The sequence below is a fragment of the Xanthobacter sp. NM-59 genome, from assembly GCF_021401125.1.
In the GTDB taxonomy this organism is placed as follows: Bacteria; Pseudomonadota; Alphaproteobacteria; order Rhizobiales; family Xanthobacteraceae; genus Xanthobacter.
In genome coordinates this window covers 236,024-254,470 of the sequence record NZ_JACBFQ010000007.1, presented here as the reverse complement: position 1 = coordinate 254,470, position 18,447 = coordinate 236,024, and the positions used below count along the sequence as shown (strand labels likewise).

The following is an 18,447-nucleotide window of genomic DNA, read 5'->3' as shown; positions in this document are numbered from 1 at the left end:
CTCAGACGGGCTGTTCCGCGACGGCGGCCGTGCGTTCGGCCCGCCACGCCTCCAGCCGCTCGGCCAGGGCCTCGTCGGACCCGGCCAGCACGGCGGCGGCGAGCAGCGCCGCATTGACGGCGCCGGCCTTGCCGATGGCGAGCGTGCCCACGGGCACGCCGGCTGGCATCTGGACGATGGAATAGAGGCTGTCGAGCCCCGACATGGCTTTTGATTCCACCGGCACGCCGAACACCGGCAGGGTGGTGAGGGCGGCCACCATCCCCGGCAGGTGCGCGGCACCGCCGGCTCCGGCGATGATCACCTTGAAGCCCTCCGCCCTGGCGCTCTTGGCGAAGGCGTACATGCGATCTGGCGTGCGATGGGCCGAGACGATCCGCGCGTCGCAGGGAACGTCGAGCGCCTGCAGCGTCTCGACAGCGTGGCGCATGGTTTCCCAATCGGACTGGCTGCCCATGATGACGGCCACCGGCCGCGATCCCATTTCGATCATCCTCAGCAAACGCAAAGGGCGCCTTTATCGGATCGCCGCGGCTCGGGCAAGGCCCGTTCGCGGATCCGAACGCATCACGATGGAATTTCCGGTCGTCAGGCGGGATGGTTCAGCGGGCCGGGAGGCTCGTAGCCGGCGCCGTCGGGCAGGTGCAGCACGCTGCTGGCGTGGGCGACGGCGGTGCGGTTGCGCCCCTCGGTCTTCGCCGCATAAAGCGCGACGTCCGCGGCCTTGAGGAACTGGTCCACGGTCTCGCCGGTCCGGTATTGGGCGAGGCCGAGGGAGATGGTGACGCTGACGGGCCCGCCCGAGGGCACGGGCACCTGCATGCCCGCGACCTTTGTGCGCAGGACCTCGGCCATGGCCCAGGCCTGGGGCGCCGCGGTTGCGGGCAGGATGACGACGAATTCCTCCCCGCCGAGCCGCGCGGCCTGGCCCGGACCCTGGCGGACGAGGGCGGACACCGCGCGCAAAACACAGTCGCCGGCATCGTGGCCGCGCGAATCGTTGATTCGCTTGAAGTGGTCGATGTCGAACATCACCAGAGACACCGGTTTTTCGGCGGTTGCGGCCGAGCAGATGTTCTGGGCGCGCTCGAAAAAGGCGCGGCGGTTCAGCAGCTCGGTGAGGGGGTCCACGGTGGCGAGGCGAATCAGCTCGCGGCGGGCCTGGTTCAGGCGCTCGGCGGCGCGCAGGCGGGCGAACAGCTCGGCCGGCACGGGCGGCTTCGCCACGAAGTCGTCGGCGCCCGAATCGAGGGCCTCGATCAGCTGGTGCCCATCGGCATTGGACGACATGGCGATGACGTAGAGCGGCCGGCCTTCATTGGCGATCAGCCGCGCTTCCCAGCACAGTTCCAGCCCGGAGATATGGGGCAGCTCGAAGCTGGTCAGCAGCACGTCGAGGGGATAGCCCGAGCGCAGGTATTCCAGGGCGGTGGCGCCGTCGGAGAAGGTCACAACCTCGTGTCCGGCCTGCGCCAGCGTCTGGCTGATGAGCTTCAGCGAAACGCGACTGGAATCCACCAGAACGATTTGCATCTCAGTCGCCGTGTCTCGCCGTGTGACGCGCGGGCCGTGGCTCCCGCAGCGCGGGGGCGGCCGCCTGGGGAGCTGCAGGGGATGAGCCGGAAGCGTGCCTGCACACCGGCTAACCTGCAAGCCTATTTCCCGCAATACCAGCGCGCGTCAAGCGGGTCTTGAGCACAAGACCCGGCAAAATCAGCCCTCATCTCCAGCGACGATGCAGCCAGAGCCACTGCTCCGGGTGCTCGCGCACCCAGCCTTCGATGATGGAGGTAACTGACTGCATGGCGCCGACCACGTCGATCTTGCCCTCGACATCGCGGGGCAGAGCCACTTCCTCGGTGATCTCGATGCGGAACCGGGCGCCCGGCAGACGGACGACGCGCATGCCATGCACCGGGCAGTCAAATTGGCGGGCGAGGCGTGCCAGGGTGGGATTGGTGGCGCAGGGGCGGCCGAAGAACATGACTTCCGGGCCACCGGTCCAGTACTGGTCCACCAGCATGCCGATATGCTGGCCGTCGGCGAGCATGCGCGCCATGAGGCGTCCGGCATCGCGGCCGGCGCGGATGAGGCCCGGCATGGTGCCCGAGCGCATCTCCTCGATCAGCTCGGCGGCTTTCCTGTTGTTGGGCGCCCGATAGAGCACCCCGCCGGGCACATGGAACGCAGCCCCGGCGATGGCGCACAGCTCCCAGTCGCCCGTGTGAGCGGTGAAAAACAATGCAGGGCGGCCGTCGTCGCGCAGGCGTTCGAAGATCTCGGCCCCCTTCACCTCGATGCGGCCGGTATTGGGGTGCGCCGGATCATAGTCCCAGAGGCGATCCTGCTGCGCGAAGTCCGCGGTGAGCCGGCCCAGATTGGCCCAGATGCCGCCCACCAGGCGCTCGATCTCCTGCTCGTTCTTCTCCGGAAAGGCGGCCTTGAGGTTGCGCCGCGCGGTGTTGCTCACCGGGAAGAAGGGGCCCAGCAGCCACGCCCAGAACGCCATGCCGCCGGATGAGAGCCAGTGCGGCCAAAGGCGCAGCCACCAGATGGAGAAGCGCACATAGCCGCCCACGATCGCTTCCGCCACGGGCGTGAGGCGGGACTTGAGGCGGCGAATGAGGGTCTCAGGGCGAGGCAAGGCGCGGCACCGGCTGGCAAGAAGAAAGGCGCGGGCGCGCAGGGGCCGAGCCCCGGCCACGCCCGTCGCGATGAGCGTTCAGAACTTCACGACAATCTTGCCGAAGACGCGGCGGCTTTCGAGCCGCTCCAGGCCCTCGTTGAAGTTCTCGAGGGGCACGACCGTGTCGATCACCGGCTTCACGCCGCGCCCCATCTTTTCCAGGCCATCGGAGACATTCTTGATGGTGGCGCCGAACGAGCCGAAAATCTTGTACTGGCGCTGGAAGAGCTGCATCAGATTCATCTGCACGCTCACACCCGAGGTGGAACCGCAGGTCACGAGCCGCGCGCCGGGCTTCATGGAGAGCAGGGAGGCGTTCCAGGTGTCGGCGCCCACATGCTCGAACACCACGTCCACGCCCACCTTCTTGGTGATCTTGCGCACCTCGTGCTCGAACCGGTCCTTGCGGTAATTAATGACGTGATCGGCACCCAGCGCCTTGGCCTTCTCGGCCTTCTCGTCGTCGCCCACGGTGGTGATGACCATGGCGCCCACATCCTTGGCGAGGCGGATGGCCGCCGACCCGATGCCCGAGCCGCCGGCGTGCACGAGCACGGTTTCTCCCTCCACCAGCTTGGCATTGTCGAACAGCATGTGCTCGACGGTGGAGAAGGTGATGCCCGCGCAGGCGGCATCCTCGAAGGAGATGTCGTCGGGAGCGGGGATCACCAGGCGCTCGGGCATGTTGATGATGTCGCGGGCGAAGCCGTCAATGTGGAAGCCCAGCACGCCGCCCACATTCTCGCACAGGTTGTCGCGCCCGGCGAGGCAGTTCTTGCAGTGTCCGCAGGTCATGGCGCCGTACATGGCCACCGTCTGGCCCACCTTCAGGCCGCGCACGTCGGCGCCCAGGGCCACGATCTCGCCGGCGGCCTCGGCGCCGACCACGAGCGGCATCTTGCGCTTGGCGAATGCCATGCCGCGCCAGCCCCACACGTCGATATGGTTGAGCGCCAGCGCCTTCACGCGGATCTGCACCTCACCGGCGCCAGGCGCATCGGGTTCGGGCAGGGTCACGATTTCGAGCTTGCGGTCGGAGACGAGCTGGAGGCCACGCATGTTGTTCTCTGTTGTTTCGGGTCAGCGGTGGGCGGGCAGGGCGGCGGAAAGCCCTCCATCCACCGGCAGGACGGCACCGGTCATATAGCCCGCGCCGGGGGAGAAGAGGAAGGCCGCCACCTGCGCCACGTCGTCGGGGGTGGCGAAGCGGCCGGCGGGAATCTGCGCCTCCATCCTGGCGCGATAGTCCGCATACTTTTCCAGCATGGCGGTATCGATGAAGCCGGGGGCGATGTAGTTCGCCGTCACCCCGCGCCGCGCGGTCTCGATGGCAAGGCCGCGCACATGGGCGAGCAGGGCGGCCTTGGAGGCCGCATAGGCCACATTGCCTGGATTAGCCTGCAGCGCCGCCACCGAGCCGATGGCCACGATGCGCCCTTCGCGCGCCCGCGTCATGGGTCGCACCAAAGCCCGGGCGATGCGGGCAAAGGCAAAGTGGTTCACCTGCATCACGCCTTCCGCCTTGTCCTGGTCCATCACGGCGGCCAGGGTGTCATAGGAGGCGCCGGCATTGTGGCAGAAGCCATACCAGGTCTCGCCTTCCTCCAGCGCCTGGGCGAAGGCGTCCACCGCCGCACGGTCCGCGAGATCGAGGGCGATCGCGGAGAGCTGCGCCTCAGGGTGCGCGGCGCGGATCTCCGCCATGAGGGCTTCCGCCTCCGAGATGGCCGAGCGGTAGGTGAAGGTGACGGCATAGCCCGCCGCCACCAGCTGGCGCACGATGGCGGCGCCGAGGCCCCGGCCGCCGCCGGTGACGAGGATGGGTTTCATCTGGGGCACCATGCGTTCACCGCCCACGCCGGGACGGGGGCGTCAGGGAAGGGGCGGATGGGGTATCTCACGGCGCGGGACCGCGGGGCAGGGGATTGCCGCTGCCCGCGCAGGCCGGCCTGGCAGCGTGCTGGCACAAGCACAGTTCCGCGAGCCGGCACGGTCGGGCGGATGTGGCGCTTCCCCGCCATCGTCCGCCCCCGCAAATGGGAGAGGGGGCGGGTTACCCCTGAATGGCCGCTGCACGAATGAATGGCGCGCGGGCAGGAGGCGTTCAGGCCGGATGCGTCGCGGGCGCGCGGTCGCGGTCGGCTCACGCCGGCTCGCCCGCCAGCACCAGACACACATTTTGGCCGCCGAAGCCGAACGAGTTGGAAATTACCCGCTTCACCACGGCATCGCGCGCCACGTTGGGCACCACGTCCAGCGGAATGGCCGGATCGGGGATGTTGTAATTGATGGTGGGCGGAATGCGGCCATTGGCGATGGTGAGCAGCGACACTGCCGCCTCGATGGCCCCCGCCGCAGTCAACGTGTGGCCGATCATGGACTTGTTGGAGGAGATGGGGGTCTTGGCCAGCTTCTCCTCGCTGAACACGCCCTTCAGGCCCACATATTCCATGCGGTCGTTCTCGGGGGTAGAGGTGCCGTGGGCGTTGATATAGTCCACGTCGTCGGCGGTGATGCCCGCATCGGCGAAGGCATTGCGCATGCAGCCGATGATGGGGCGCCCATCGGGATTGGAGCGGGTGCGGTGGAAATTGTCCGCCATCTCGCCGCAGCCTTCCAGCACGCCGAGAATCTTGGCGCCACGCGCCACGGCATGCTCATAGCTCTCCAGCACCAGAGCGGCGGCGCCTTCCGCCATCACGAAGCCGTCGCGGCTCTTGGCGAAGGGGCGGGAGGCCTCCCCAGGTTTGTCGTTGGCGGTGGTCAGGGCCGAAAGCAGGGAGAAGCGGATCAGCGCTTCCGGGTGCACGGAGCCGTCGGTACCGAGGGAGAGCGCCACGTCCGTGTCGCCCCGGCGGATGGCTTCCACGCCCAGCTGGATCGCAGTGGCTCCCGACGCGCAGGCGGTGGACAGGGAAATGGGCTGGCCGCGGGTGCCGAAGCGGTCGGCCAGGCGGTCAGCCACGGAGCCGAACAGGAAGCGCTCGTGCCAGGGGCGGAACTTGCCCGAATCGGCGGCGGCGAGAAGGTCATGATAGACAATGGGGTAACGGCCCACCGCATCGGCGATCTGCCGGCGCTCGGGCCATTCCAGCTCCACCGGCGGAACAGCGGCGAAGAGGGGGCCGGGGAAGTCACCCGGCGTGCCGATGGCGGCTTCCGCAATGGCTTCCTCCACCGCCAGGGTGGCGAGCTTCTCGGAAAGATCCGGCGCGGGCACGCGGCCTTCGAACAGGAAGTCGACGGTGCCGGCGATGGTGGTGCGCATGCCCTCGATGGGGAAGCGGGTGATGGTGTGAATGCCCGATTCGCCCGCCGTCAGGCGCCGCCAATTGTCTTCCTTGCCCTGGCCGAGCGAGGTGACGAGCCCGATGCCGGTGACCACCACGATGGGCCGACCGAATTTGTCCAGATGCGCCTGCGTCATGTCGCGGCTCCCCCAATTCGAGCTGCGCCCGCCCGAGGCGCCCGTGAATGGCTGGATCGGCCCGGCGCGCATCCGCATCGCGCGCGGCCGGTGGCCGATCTCGCCGGAAAATAAGCTGAAGCCGCCCACAAGGTAAATGAGCGGTTTACCAACCGTCCGCCTTTCGCGAAGCCGCATCTTCACAAAAGGTACTGAAATGGCGAAACGCCCGGATCGGCCGAGGTGCTCGGCCGATCCGGGCGCGTGTCGCTCACTCTTCCGCGCGGAAGGGCATGCCCCGGGCCACGCGGAACATGAAGGCGCCGCGCGCCCTCAGATCTTTTCCACCACGCCGGCGCCTTCGCCGCGCCAATGACCGACCGAGGTGACCACGACGCGGTCCACCCCATCGGCCGCCTTCTCCACCGGGTCCCCCGGGAGGGCCGGATAGAGCGCGCCCTTGGACACGCACAGGGCGGCGAGGGCGAGGCCGGCGATAAACTGGGCCTCGAAGCCATGGCCCATGCGATTGGCCACGGCCCGCACCGGCAGGCCGGTGGTGGCGATGGCTTCCGCTTCGGGCGCCGTGGCGGCCCGTGCGCCGGTGGCGCAGGAGATGATGGCGCTGGCGCCGTCGGTCCCCGCAGTGGTGAGCAGCGCGCGCACCTTGTCGCGCACCGCGCCGTCCAGCTGCCGCCGCGCCCGCTCGGACCAGACACCGGAGAGCTTGGCGATGGGCGTGGCGCCGCGCGCGGTTGCATGCTCCGGCGATTCGAGCACCAGGAAGGCGCCCATGGAGCCTGCCGCGATGCCCGGTTCCGGGCTGGAGAAGACCGGACGGAACTCGCCCTTCAGGCAGAAGTCGTCCAGGTCGTTGAGGAGCATGGTGTCCTCGCGCTCGGCATTGTAGGCGCCGCCCACGAGGCCGATCTCGCTCTGGCCCGCGGCGATGCGGGCATGGGCGATGCGCACCGCGTCCACACCCGCGCTCTCCTCGCCCATGAAGGTGCGGGACGAGCCCGTGACCCCGTGCACGATGGAGATGTTGCCGGCGAGCAGGTTGGAGAGCTGCGCCAGCGACAGGGTTGGCCGCAGGTCCGAGAGCAGGCGCTCATTGAGCAGCCGGCCGGGATCGTTGGAGGTGGACAGGTCATTGAGGATGGCGGCATCCACGGCGAAGTCACGCTCGCCGCCGCCCGCCGCCACGATCATGTCGGTCTTGGACAGGATCTCGGTGTTCTTGGCGACGCCAGCGGAGTCCAAAGCGAGGCCGGCGGCATAGGTGCCGATGCGCTGCCAGGCCTCCATCTGCCGCTGATCGCCCTTCTTGGGGATCTGCGTGTCGAAGTTCACCTTGACCAGGGGATGCACCACATACGGCGCGAACGTGGTCGCGTCGGTGACGGGTGCCTGACCCTTCGTCAGGGCGTCCCAATGGGCCTCAAGGCCCTCACCCAGCGAGGATACGAGCCCGATGCCCGTAATCCACACCTCACGCCGCGCGGCGCGTGCATCAGGCATTGGCAAAGTCCGTCAGGGGGAAGTTAACGTGCTCGGCCACCTTCAGGACCACCGCCTTCATCTTGCCTTCCGGCCAGGGCAGCACGCGGAAGGTAAGCTCGGCGTTGCAGATCAGCTTGCCTTCGATGAGGCCCTGGGTGCGGGCCACCACGAAGCCGGAGCCTTCGTGCAGGATCTCCGAGTAAAGGTCGAGATTCTGGCCGGGCACCACGAAGGTGCGCAGTTTGCCTTCCTTCACGGTGGCGAGGAAGGGCATCTTCTCGAATCGGTTGCGCGCCAGGATGAGCCATCCTGTGGTCTGCGCCATGGCTTCGATGAGGAGCACGCCGGGCATGATGGGGTGACCGGGGAAATGGCCATCGAAGATGGAGCTTTCCTGCGGCACCAGGCCCTGGCAATGGATCTTGTCGAGCGACGGGTCGATGGAAACGACCCGGTCGATCATCTTGAAGACTTCAGGACGCATTCGCTCCGTCCGGTCGCACGCGGTTCAAATTCAAGTCGAGCTCAAGCCGGACTCAGGCTGCCTTGGCAGCGACCAGCTCGTCGATGCGCGCGCAGAGGTTCTTGAGCACGAAATACTGCTCGGTGGTGGCCTTGCCGTCGTTCACTTCCTGGGTCCACTGCTCCAGCGGCAGCTTGATGCCGAACGCCTTGTCGATGGCGAAGGCGATGTCCAGGAAGTCGAGGCTGTCGATGCCCAGATCGTCGATGGCGTGGCTGTCCGGCGTGATGGTGTCCCGCGGGATATCGCACGTTTCCGCGATGATGTTGGCCACCGTGTCGAACGTGGAAGACATGGACTGACGCCTCTCGTGTACTGGCCGTTCCCCGCCGCACCCGCGTCTTGCGGGCGGCGCGCTGCCGACGGCCACGGCCGAAGGTGCGGCCGGATGGCCCTAGGATGAGTTGACGGCCCCTATAGCGAACGCTTGCCGAGGTTTCAATGGCCCCGCCTTGCAGGTGCCCGCGCGACCTTACGTCAACTGATCCCGCCGCGTGGACTTTTCATCGCACGTCGCACCGCGCCCCGCAAGCGTCAGGCGGCGAACGCGCGCTCGATCAGAAGGTCGCAGATGCTGGAAATTTCGTTGGTACCGAACAATCCGCGCGGCTGGGCGAGACGGGTGGCGGCGAAGTGCTCCGCAACCTCAGCCGGGGCGGTGCGGGCGAGCGCGGCCGTAGCGGAAAGATTGGCGAGGGTCTGGGCCGCGCGCCGGGCATGGGCCTCGGAAGGGGTGTTGGGGCCGATGAGTCGGGTCAGCTCCTCGGCGGCGGCGTGCACGCCCGGCAGGCCGGCGGCCTCGCTCTTCAGCTCGGTGAGGAGGGTCTGGAGGGCGTCGGGCTCGCGCGTGGCCGCGCGCAGCAGGTCGAGGGCCACCACGTTACCGGAGCCCTCCCAGATGGCGTTCACGGGCGCTTCCCGGTAGAGGCGGGGCATCAGGCCCTCCTCGACATAGCCATTGCCGCCCAGCGCCTCCATGGTCTCGAAAATGAAGCCGGGTGCCGCCTTGCAGATGGCGAACTTCACCGCCGGAGTCAGCAGCCGCGCGCGTGCCGCCTCCATGCTGTTCAGGCCGCCATTGCCGGCGCCGGCCTCGAAGCTCTCGGCTAGGCGCATGGCCAGGGCGGTGCTCGCCTCCGCCTCCAGGGCGAGGTCGGCGAGCACCATGCCCATGGCGGGCTGATCCACCAGGCTGCGCCCAAAGGCGCGGCGGTTGTGCGCATGGTGCAGGGCGAGGGTGAGCGCCAGCCGCATCAGGCCGGCGGAGGACACCGCGCAATCCAGCCGCGTCAGCTGCACCATCTGGAGAATGGTGCGCACGCCGCGTCCTTCCTCCCCCACCCGCCAGGCGAAGGCCCGGTCGAACTCCACCTCGGACGAGGCATTGGAGCAGTTGCCAAGCTTGCGCTTCAGCCGCATCAGCCGCAGCCCATTGACGGCGCCATCGAGCCGGAAGCGGGGAATGAGGAAGCAGGTGAGGCCCGCTGGAGCCTGGGCGAGCACCAGGAAGGCGTCGCTCATGGGGGCGGAGAAGAACCATTTATGGCCGGTGATCTCATATTCGTCGGCGGTCACCGGCACGGCGCGGCTGACATTGGCGCGCACGTCGCTGCCGCCCTGCTTTTCCGTCATGCCCATGCCGATGGTGACGCCGGCCTTCTCCCAGAAGGGCAGGAAGCGGCTGTCATAGCAGCGCGAGCGGATGCGCGGCAGCCAGGCGCGCAGCAGATGCGGCGCCGCCGCCAGGGCCGCCGGGGCGGCATGGGTCATGGTGAGCGGGCAGACGTGGCCTGCCTCCACCTGGCTGACCACATAGAGCAGGGCCGCGCGGCGGCGGTGCAGGGGGCGCCCGGCCACGTCCCAGCTGGAACAATGCAGGCCGGCGGACATGCTGGCCGCCATCAGCGTGTGGTAGGCGGGGTGGAACTCCACCATGTCGCAGCGCCGGCCTTGGGGGTCGTGGCTGTGCAGCAGTGGCGGGTTCTCGTTGGCGAGGCGCCCCAGCGCCAGCCGGTCGATGCTGCCCCACTCGGCCCCGATGGCGCACAGCGCCTCCGCGTGGCCGGCCGCCTCGACGCTCTCCATCAGTGGCGTGTCGAGGGCGGCGAGATTCAGGTCGCCGAAGGGCGGCGCCTGATTGAACACCTCATCGGTGAAGCGCGGCTGATCCATGGCATTCCCCCACTTGGTCGCTTGTGCCGCGCCCTTGCGGAAAGGATGCGGGCAGCAGGGGGAGAGTGCAAGGAGTTATTATGGTCCTCTTCCGGTTGTGCCTCAGATCGGTCCGTTGAAGGTATTGCACTGCTGCATGGAGCCGCTCTTGAGGCCGCGCGTGAACCAGGAGACCCGCTGGCGGGAGGTGCCGTGTGTAAAACTGTCCGGCACGGCATAGCCCTGGGAGCGCTTTTGCAGCTTGTCGTCACCGATGGCGCTGGCGGCGTTGAGCGCCTCTTCCACGTCGCCTTCCTCCAGGATCCGGTAACGGGCATTGGCGTGGTAGGCCCAAACCCCGGCGAGGCAGTCGGCCATCAGCTCCACGCGCACGGAAAGGGCGTTGGCCTCGGCGCGGGAGCCGGCGCGGGCCTGGGCCTGCTGCACCTTGGGCAGGATGCCGACGAGGTTCTCCACATGGTGGCCGACCTCGTGGGCGATTACATAGGCGGCGGCGAAGTCACCCGGCGCGTTGAAGCGGCTCTTCATCTCCTGGAAGAAGGAGAGATCGAGATAAACCTTCTGGTCCAGCGGGCAGTAGAACGGCCCCATGGCCGCCTGCGCGCCGCCGCAGGCCGAGCGGGTGGCGCCGGAGAACAGCACCAGCTTGGGGTCCTGATAGGCCTTGCCGTCGGCGCGGAAGATCTCGGTCCACACATCCTCGGTCTGGGCGAGAACGGCCGCGGCGAAGCGGCCCAGCTGGTCCTTGGGCGCGCCTTGGCTGGCGCTCTGCTGGCCCTGTTGGCGCTGAGGCAGGGTTTGCTGCTGCTGGCCGCCCATGCCGTTGATGGCCTCGAGCCCGCCGATGAGCACCGCCGGGTTGATGCCCAGCGCCCAGCCGATCAGGCCGACGATGATGATGGTGCCGATGCCGAGGCCGCCGCGCCCGCCCGGCATCTGGAAGCCGCCGCCGCCCTGGCCGCGCCGGTCCTCCACATTGTCGCTGGAGCGATAGTCCTCCCAACGCATCGGTTGTTCTCCTGCACGCGTCGCGGTGGCCGCACCGCGATGCTTCTTCCCTCCGGGGCCGGCAATCCGCCGCCGTGGCGGCCGCGGCCGTTGGCGGGCTCCACGCTGCGTTCTGTGTTACACCGCGCGCCGCGCGCTCACCACCCTTGCGACATCGCTCAAGGGGCAGGGCCTGTTCCCGGCGGGGCGATCGGGCGCGCGATGGCGCAGGCGAGAAGGGGGCGAGGGATGCCCAGGGGACGGGGGACCACGGGTGGGCAGACGAGGCTCGGCCCGCTGATCGATGGCTTCACGCCGCTCGATTTCAGCCGCGAGCGGGCGCACATGGCCGCCGGCCTGCTGCCGGTGGCGGGCGCCGACGAGGTGGGGCGCGGGCCGCTGGCCGGTCCGGTGGTGGCTGCGGCGGTGATCCTCGATCCCGAGCGCGTGCCGCAGGGCCTCAACGATTCGAAGAAGCTTTCCGCGGCACGGCGGGAGAAGCTCTATGCGGAGATCTGCGCCACGGCCGAAGTGGCGGTGAGCCTGGCCCCGCCCGCGCGCATCGATCGCGACAATATCCGCCAGGCCACCTTGTGGGCGCTGGCCCAGGCGGCGGCGGGGCTGCCCCGCCATCCCGCGCTGCTGCTGGTGGACGGCAATGATCCGCCGCCGGCGGCCTGCGTGGTGGAAGCCATCGTGGGCGGGGATGCCTGCGTCGCCTCCATCGCCGCCGCCTCCATCGTCGCCAAGGTGGTGCGCGATCGGCTGATGGTGCAGCTCGGCATGGCCTTTCCGGCCTATCATTTCGAGAGCCACAAGGGCTACGGCAGCCAAGCCCATTTGCAGGCCTTGAAGGCGCATGGCCCCTGCCCGCACCATCGCTTTTCGTTCGCCCCCGTCCGCGAGCAGCAGCTGCGGCTGTTCGGGGCCGACAGGGAGGAGTAAGGCGGCTTCCTGCGGGGGCACATCGGCTCGCCTCAGGGCCGGGCGCCGTCCGAACAGCCTTGAGCCTGCCCCGGTTCCGCGCGACGGGGAGCGGCCCTGGCGGCCCGGCCTGCGCACGGCGCCGCGATGGTGATATGACGAGCCGGAACCGGTGGACGAGCCCCGGCCGCTGGCGATGGAGGAGCCCATGCACCGCCCTGACAACCACTTCAAGCGCGCGCTCCATGCCGGGCGCCAGCAGCTCGGCCTGTGGTGCTCCATTCCCAGTCCCATCACGGCGGAGGCGGTGGGCGCCTCCGGTTTCGACTGGCTGCTGATCGATGCCGAGCACGCGCCCAACGACGTGCCGAGCATCCTTGCGCTGCTGCAGGCCACGTCGCGTGGCACCGCCCACCCGGTGGTGCGGGTGCCGTGGAATGATCCGGTGATGATCAAGCGGGTGCTGGACCTGGGCGCCGACACCATCCTCGTGCCCATGGTGCAGAATGCCGAGGAGGCGCGCGCGGCGGTGGCCGCCACGCGCTATCCGCCCAATGGCGTTCGCGGCTTTGCCAGCAATGTGCGGGCCACCGCTTTCGGGCGCATGGGTGACTACTTCACCCGCCACGAGCAGGAAATGTGCGTGCTGGTGCAGGTGGAGACCATGGAGGCGCTGGAGCAGGTGGAGGAGATCGCCGCCGTCGAGGGCGTGGACGGCGTCTTCATCGGGCCCGGGGACCTCTCCGCGTCCATGGGCTACCTGAACCAGACCAGCCACCCGAAGGTGGTGGCGGAGATCGAATCCGCCATGCTGCGCATTCTCAGTGCCGGCAATCGGCCGGGCATCCTCACCAGCACGCCCGATCTCGCCCGCCGCTACATGGCCGCTGGCGCTGTGTTCACGGCGGTGGGCATCGACGTGATGTTGCTGGTGCGCGCCGCCGATGAGCTGGTGCGCAGCTATCGGGAATAGCGGCGGCCGCGTCCCCACCGCAGAGTGTCCCGCCGGGCCGATCCTGGCGGAGCCTGTCCTCAGCCCCGCAGGGCGCGGCGGATGACCTTGCCGGTGGTGGTGAGCGGCAGCTCGTCCGCGAACACGATCTCACGCGGATATTCATAGGCGGCGAGGCGCGTGCGGACGAAATCCTGGATCTCCGCCACCAAGCTGTCGGAGGCGCTGTAGCCCGGTGTCAGCACCAGCACCGCCTTCACGATCTCGGTGCGCAGCGGGTCCGGCTTGCCCACCGCCGCCGCCAGCGCCACCGCCGGATGGCGCAGCAGGGTGTCCTCGATCTCCGCCGGGCCGATGCGGTAGCCGGCGGAGGTGATGATGTCGTCATCACGGCCCAGGAAGTGGAAATAGCCGTCCTCGTCCCGGCGGGCGAGATCGCCGGTGAGGAACCAGCCGTCCCGGTCGTCGGCCTCGGTGTATTTCGCGGCGGTGGCCTCGGGCCGGTTCCAGTAGGAGAGGAACATCACCGGGTCGCCGGCGCGCACCGCGATCTGCCCCATCTCGCCCGCCGCGGCGGGCTGGCCGTCTTCCTTCAGCACCGCCACCTCGTGGCCGGGCAGGGCCTTGCCGGTGGCCCCGGCGCGCGAGACGCCCAGCGCCGCGTTCGAGCCGATGACATAGTTGCACTCCGTCTGGCCGTAGAACTCGTTCACCTGCACCCCCAGCGCCTCCCGGCTCCAGGAGAAGGTTTCCGCCCCCAGCGCCTCGCCGGCCGAGCCCACCGTGCGCAGGTCAAAGCCGAAGCGGGCCTGGGGCGAGGGCACGGCGCGCATCATCTTGAGCGCGGTGGGGGGAATGAAGGCGTTGCGCACGCCCGCCGCCGCGATGAGGGCAAACGCCGCCTCCGGATCGAACTTGCCCTTGGGCTGCACCACCACCGGAACGCCCAGCGCCAGCGCCGGCAGCACCGTGTTGAGCAGTCCGCCAGCCCAGGCCCAGTCCGAGGGGGTCCACATGCGGTCGCCGGGATGGGGTAGGAAATCGTGGGTGAAGCGCACCCCGCTCACATGGGGCAGCAGCACGCGGTGGCCATGCAGGGCGCCCTTGGGCTGGCCCGTGGTGCCGGAGGTGTAGATCATCAGCGCCGGCGTGTCGGGCGTGGTGACGAGCCCCATGGGGCGGTCCACTCCCGCCGCCACCAGATCCGCGAACGACAGCACGTCGTCGCGCGCGCCGTCCACGTTCACGATGAGGTCGAGCGCTTCGGGGCGGTTGGCGATCTTGGCGAGGCCGGCATCGTCGGTGACGAGGGCGCGCGCCCCGGAATCCTCAAGCCTGTAGGCGAGGGCCTCCACCCCAAAGGCGCCCGCCAGCGGCACGGCGATGGCGCCCAGCTTGTAGACGGCGAAATGGGTGGCCAGAACCTCCACCGATTGCGGCAGCAGGATGCCCACCCGATCCCCGGCCGCAACGCCCTTGGCGCGCAGCGCCTGGGCGAGGCGATTGGAGAGGGAGGAAAGGGCGCCATAGGAGAAAGGCGCGAAGCCGCCATCGGCGGGAAGGTACAAAGCGGGCCGGCCCGGCTCCTGGGCGGCCCACTGGTCGCAGGCGTGGGCGGCCATGTTGTAGGTGGCGGGCAGCGCCCAGCGGAAGGCGCGGATCAGCCCGTCATAATCGCAGATATCCGGCAACATCCGTGGAAGTCCCTGCCTCGCCGTTCAAAACGGGCGGGGACGCTAACGGCTCGAAGGCCGCGGGTCCACGAAGATTTGCCGCGACGCAAAATGCGCCTTCGCGATGCACACGCGGTGGTAGCGGCCTTCCGGGACGTGGGGTCTTGCGCAGGGCATGGGGCCAGCGGCCTTCCGGGAGCGCGCCCCAGCGGAAGGCGCGACAGCCGATCGGCCCCGGCGCACCTTTCCGGAGAACCGGCTCCCGCTACGCTCGGAGACGGCCTAGTCCGGCTGGGCGAGGACGAGGGCCCAGTAGACCTTGTACTTGGAATTGGGCGCGTTGGCGGTGGCGATGCCCATGCGGGTCACGCCCGGCGTCAGCATGTTCTTGTTGTGTGGGGGAGAATCCCGCCAGCCGGAAAAGGCCTCGGCCAGGGTGTGGTAGCCGGCACCCACATTCTCCACCGCCATCCTGGAAGGGTAGCCGGAGGCCTTCATGCGCTGGATGAAGGTGCGCCCGCCCACCTCGTGGGAGAGGCTGTCGGCCTTGGCCATGGCGTTGGCCTGGTTCTGGGCGATCTGGTTCAACGCCGGGTCGATGGTGACGGGCGAGAGGCCGCGCGCGGTGCGGTAGTCGGAGATCATGGAGGCGGCGGCCTCCGCGTCCACCGGCTTCCCGGTCTTGGCGAGGTTGGTATAGAAGGCCGGCTGCTCGGTCACAGTCTCGGTGGTGCCGCAGCCCGCGAGCATCAGGGCCAGCACGAGGCCGACCCCGGCGCGGCGGTTGCTCCAGCGGGAATGCGAGGGAGCGGTGAAAAGGGCGCGCATGGCGGCTCCAGCAGACAAGGCGAAAGGGGCGCCCCATCGGGCGCCGGTACGGCCCGGACCTTGTGCGCCCGGGCCGGTATAGGGGGCGTTAATCCCCCTGGGTGAGGCCTTCCGCTCAGGCATCGTCCGGCAGCGGGTCGGGGGCCGGCTGGGGCGGCACCGGGCGCGGCACCAGATCGGCCGGCGCGCGCGCCAGCGAGGCCCAGGGCTGCGAGACCATGCCGACCCCCGCCACGCGGAAGCGCGACAGGATCTGGAAGTGCAGATCGCTCTTCACGGTCAGCGAATAGTCGACATTGGCCACCACGCACCGCAGCTCGAACACCATGCCCATCTCGGTGAACTTGGTCAGGAACACGCGCGGCGGCGGCGATTGCAGCACCTGCGGATGGGCGCAGGCGCAGCCCACCAGAATGTCGCGCACCTCCTCCGCGTCCGCGTCATAGGGGGTGTTGACGGTGATGATGATGCGACCGGTGGTGTTGGCGTGGGTCCAGTTCTTCACCATGCCGGTGATGAGGTCCGAATTGGGCACGATCACCGAGGCGCGGTCGAAGGTTTCGATCTCCGTGGAGCGCACCGAGATGCGCCGCACATAGCCTTCCTCGCCCTTCACATTGATGGTGTCGCCCACCCGGATCGGCCGTTCCGCCAGCAGGATCAGGCCCGACACGAAGTTCGAAACGATGGACTGCAGGCCGAAACCGATACCCACCGAGAGGGCGCCGGCCACCAATGCGAGGTTTTCCAGGTTCAGCCCCAGCTCGCTCATGGCGCCCATCAGGACGACGATGAACCCCACATAGCCGACGATGGTGGCGATGGAGGATTGCAGCGAGGGTTCGAGCCCCGTGCGTGGCAGCAGCGCGGTGGCGATCCACCGTTGCAGGCCGCGCGCCACCACGATGCCCACCACCAGGAAGATGGCGGCATAGAGCACGCTCGACAGCGTGATGTTGATGTTGCCGATATGGATGCCGAAGGAGATGCGCTCCACCGTATCCATCACGTCGGCGGAGGACGCCCCCCAGCTGCCCACGATGAGCACCGCCGCCACAACGAACAGTAGCACCTTCAGCAGGCCAGACACGACCACCCCGATCAGCTCCAGGCTGGTGGGCTTCAGGCCCAGCGCCTTGGAGAGGTGCCGCGAGCGCGCCGTGTCGGCCGCAAGGCCGGTGCCGAAGAAGGAGTCGATGAGGCCGTACAGAACGTAGAGCACGCCGAGGATGGCGCTGGCCACCACCACGCGGCTGGCGATGAAGGCGGCAAAGCTCACATAGCCCACCACCAGCGCGCCGATCACCAGAGCCACCACCAGCCACACCAGCAGGCGCACCCAGTGGCGCCCCTCGATGGGGTGGGAGCCGCTCTTCTCGCCGCCGTCCTGGGCGGCGGAATCCTCGTCATCCTCCTCGGAGCGCGCGAGGTGGAGCAGGAAGCGGGCGATGAAGACGGCGATGAGCAGGGCCATCACCGCGCTGGTCACCACCGTGAGGCCCAGGGGGGCGAACAGCACCCGGTGCAGGGCGTTCAGCACCGCCGCCACCGCCAGCGTCCACACCGCCCACGAGAAGTAGCGGAAGGTGATCATGGCGGCGCGGTCGGAGATCGGCGGCATCCGCCGCCAGGGTTCTCCCGGCGCCAGCATGGCGCGCGCTGCGGCCGTGCCGATGGCCTTGATGATGATCGCGACAGCGATGCCATGCACCAGCTCATCCGCGCGCGGCGGGATAATCTCGAACGTATCGATGAGGGAGACGCCGAGGATGGTGGCCACCGGCGCCACAGTGGCTTCCAGCAGCAACACCTTCAGCGCCTCGCGCGCGGCACGCAGGCGGGTGAAGCTCTCGCCCTCCGGCGGCGGCGGGGTGCGCAGGCGCCGGCGCAGCCAGCGGCCGGCGAACACCACCAGCGCCACCACGGCGAACGTGCCCGCCAGGATGCCCGTCAGCGCCAGCGGCCCCTGCCGGTGGCTGGCATAGGCGCTCCAGTCGGTGATGAGGAGCTGGGTGGAGTGCAGCTCGGCGCCGGTCGCCGTCAGGGCAGCGGCCCACAGGCCGGGGTCGAGGATGGAATCGCTGCGCTCGAACAGCTGGTTCGTGAATAGGGCGCGGCGGCGGGCGCTGATGCGGTCTGTGGCTTGGGCGGCGCGGTCCGAAAGGGTGCGCACGGGCCCCAGCACCGCGTCGAGGTCGGCGGTAGTCTTCTGCAGCCGCTCGCGGTCGGCGGTCACGCCGGGGTCCTCGGCGGGCGCTCCCTCGCCGGGCTTGGCGGGAATGGATTTGAGGCGCGCCCGCGCGTCGGCCAGGCGGGGGCCGATCTCGTCAGCCAGCTGCTGCAGCTCGCGGCGTACGGGGTCGAGGCGCGCGCGCAGGTCGTCGAGGTCGCTGGCGCGCAGCCCATCCACGGAAAGGCCGGCCTCCAGCGCGTCGAGGGCGGTTCGGTTAGACTCGATCTTCTCGCGCGCGGCGGTCACCACCGGGTCAGGGGGAAGAGGCGCCTTCGGGGCCGGCGCGGCTTCCGTCGCGGGGGCTGCCGCAGGCGCGTCAGCGGCCGGTGCGCCCGCTGCGGGGGCTTCGGGCTTCGCGGTCTCAGCCGCCTTGGTCGCGTTGCCGCTGGCGGGCTCGGCCGCGCTGGCCGGTGCAGGTGCGACGACGCCCCCGACGCTCGCGCCCAGCACGCCTGCCCACAGTGCGAGCGCCGCGATCAGCTCCTTCGACTTCGGAAAACGCATTCCTCACCTCCGAGCCGGCGTTCCTGTCGCGTGAACGCGGCGGACTCATGGCAATG

General features: G+C 69.1%; 16 protein-coding genes. 2 read left to right on the top strand and 14 right to left on the bottom strand.

Going from position 1 to position 18,447, the window contains the following annotated elements:
• Window position 1: 1 nt before the first annotated feature.
• From purE to L0966_RS14360, 11 genes are all read right to left on the bottom strand, one after another.
• On the bottom strand, window positions 2-484 hold the full coding sequence (gene purE, locus L0966_RS14410; RefSeq protein ID WP_234052635.1) for a 5-(carboxyamino)imidazole ribonucleotide mutase: 483 nt from the start codon (window positions 482-484) through the stop codon (window positions 2-4).
• Between the two features lie 104 nt (window positions 485-588).
• Window positions 589-1,533 (bottom strand): diguanylate cyclase, encoded by a 945-nt coding sequence (locus L0966_RS14405; RefSeq protein WP_234052634.1) that lies wholly within the window; start codon window positions 1,531-1,533, stop codon window positions 589-591.
• 187 nt (window positions 1,534-1,720) lie between these two features.
• Entirely contained in the window at window positions 1,721-2,644 is a 924-nt protein-coding gene (locus L0966_RS14400) for a lipid A biosynthesis lauroyl acyltransferase (protein ID WP_234052633.1), read from the bottom strand.
• Between the two features lie 78 nt (window positions 2,645-2,722).
• Window positions 2,723-3,745 carry a zinc-binding dehydrogenase gene (locus L0966_RS14395; RefSeq protein WP_234052632.1) on the bottom strand — a complete coding sequence of 341 codons (1,023 nt, stop codon included), beginning with the start codon at window positions 3,743-3,745 and terminating at the stop codon, window positions 2,723-2,725.
• Window positions 3,746-3,766: 21 nt separating this feature from the next.
• A complete protein-coding gene (locus L0966_RS14390; protein ID WP_234052631.1) occupies window positions 3,767-4,516 on the bottom strand; it encodes an SDR family NAD(P)-dependent oxidoreductase in 750 nt (249 codons plus the stop codon).
• A gap of 313 nt (window positions 4,517-4,829) precedes the next feature.
• Window positions 4,830-6,113, bottom strand: coding sequence for a beta-ketoacyl-ACP synthase (locus tag L0966_RS14385; RefSeq protein ID WP_234052630.1), 1,284 nt, complete (start codon window positions 6,111-6,113; stop codon window positions 4,830-4,832).
• A 312-nt stretch (window positions 6,114-6,425) separates the two neighbouring features.
• Window positions 6,426-7,613: a beta-ketoacyl-ACP synthase gene (locus tag L0966_RS14380; RefSeq protein WP_234052629.1), complete on the bottom strand. Its 1,188-nt coding sequence runs from the start codon at window positions 7,611-7,613 to the stop codon at window positions 6,426-6,428.
• The gene (locus tag L0966_RS14375) at window positions 7,606-8,079 is read right to left on the bottom strand and encodes a 3-hydroxyacyl-ACP dehydratase FabZ family protein (protein ID WP_234052628.1); all 474 of its coding nucleotides are present in this window, start codon (window positions 8,077-8,079) and stop codon (window positions 7,606-7,608) included. The genes L0966_RS14380 and L0966_RS14375 overlap by 8 nt, the downstream gene beginning before the upstream one ends.
• Window positions 8,080-8,131: 52 nt before the next feature.
• A complete protein-coding gene (locus L0966_RS14370; protein ID WP_012113283.1) occupies window positions 8,132-8,413 on the bottom strand; it encodes an acyl carrier protein in 282 nt (93 codons plus the stop codon).
• Window positions 8,414-8,652: 239 nt separating this feature from the next.
• Complete coding sequence (locus L0966_RS14365; protein WP_234052627.1) at window positions 8,653-10,290, bottom strand: acyl-CoA dehydrogenase family protein; 1,638 nt, start codon at window positions 10,288-10,290, stop codon at window positions 8,653-8,655.
• A 102-nt stretch (window positions 10,291-10,392) separates the two neighbouring features.
• The gene (locus tag L0966_RS14360; RefSeq protein WP_234052626.1) at window positions 10,393-11,298 is read right to left on the bottom strand and encodes a neutral zinc metallopeptidase; all 906 of its coding nucleotides are present in this window, start codon (window positions 11,296-11,298) and stop codon (window positions 10,393-10,395) included.
• A gap of 228 nt (window positions 11,299-11,526) precedes the next feature.
• On the opposite strand from L0966_RS14360, the gene L0966_RS14355 reads away from it, so the two are divergent.
• Window positions 11,527-12,222, top strand: coding sequence for a ribonuclease HII (locus tag L0966_RS14355; protein ID WP_370640742.1), 696 nt, complete (start codon window positions 11,527-11,529; stop codon window positions 12,220-12,222).
• Window positions 12,223-12,409: 187 nt separating this feature from the next.
• Window positions 12,410-13,174, top strand: a complete 765-nt coding sequence (locus tag L0966_RS14350; protein WP_234052625.1) for an aldolase/citrate lyase family protein — start codon at window positions 12,410-12,412, stop codon at window positions 13,172-13,174.
• Window positions 13,175-13,233: 59 nt separating this feature from the next.
• On the opposite strand, the gene L0966_RS14345 is transcribed toward L0966_RS14350, so the two are convergent.
• From L0966_RS14345 to L0966_RS14335, 3 genes are all read right to left on the bottom strand, one after another.
• Window positions 13,234-14,847 carry an AMP-binding protein gene (locus tag L0966_RS14345; RefSeq protein ID WP_234052624.1) on the bottom strand — a complete coding sequence of 538 codons (1,614 nt, stop codon included), beginning with the start codon at window positions 14,845-14,847 and terminating at the stop codon, window positions 13,234-13,236.
• A 261-nt stretch (window positions 14,848-15,108) separates the two neighbouring features.
• Window positions 15,109-15,654: a CAP domain-containing protein gene (locus tag L0966_RS14340; protein WP_234055157.1), complete on the bottom strand. Its 546-nt coding sequence runs from the start codon at window positions 15,652-15,654 to the stop codon at window positions 15,109-15,111.
• Between the two features lie 115 nt (window positions 15,655-15,769).
• Window positions 15,770-18,391: a DUF3772 domain-containing protein gene (locus tag L0966_RS14335; RefSeq protein WP_234052623.1), complete on the bottom strand. Its 2,622-nt coding sequence runs from the start codon at window positions 18,389-18,391 to the stop codon at window positions 15,770-15,772.
• Window positions 18,392-18,447 lie beyond the last annotated feature (56 nt).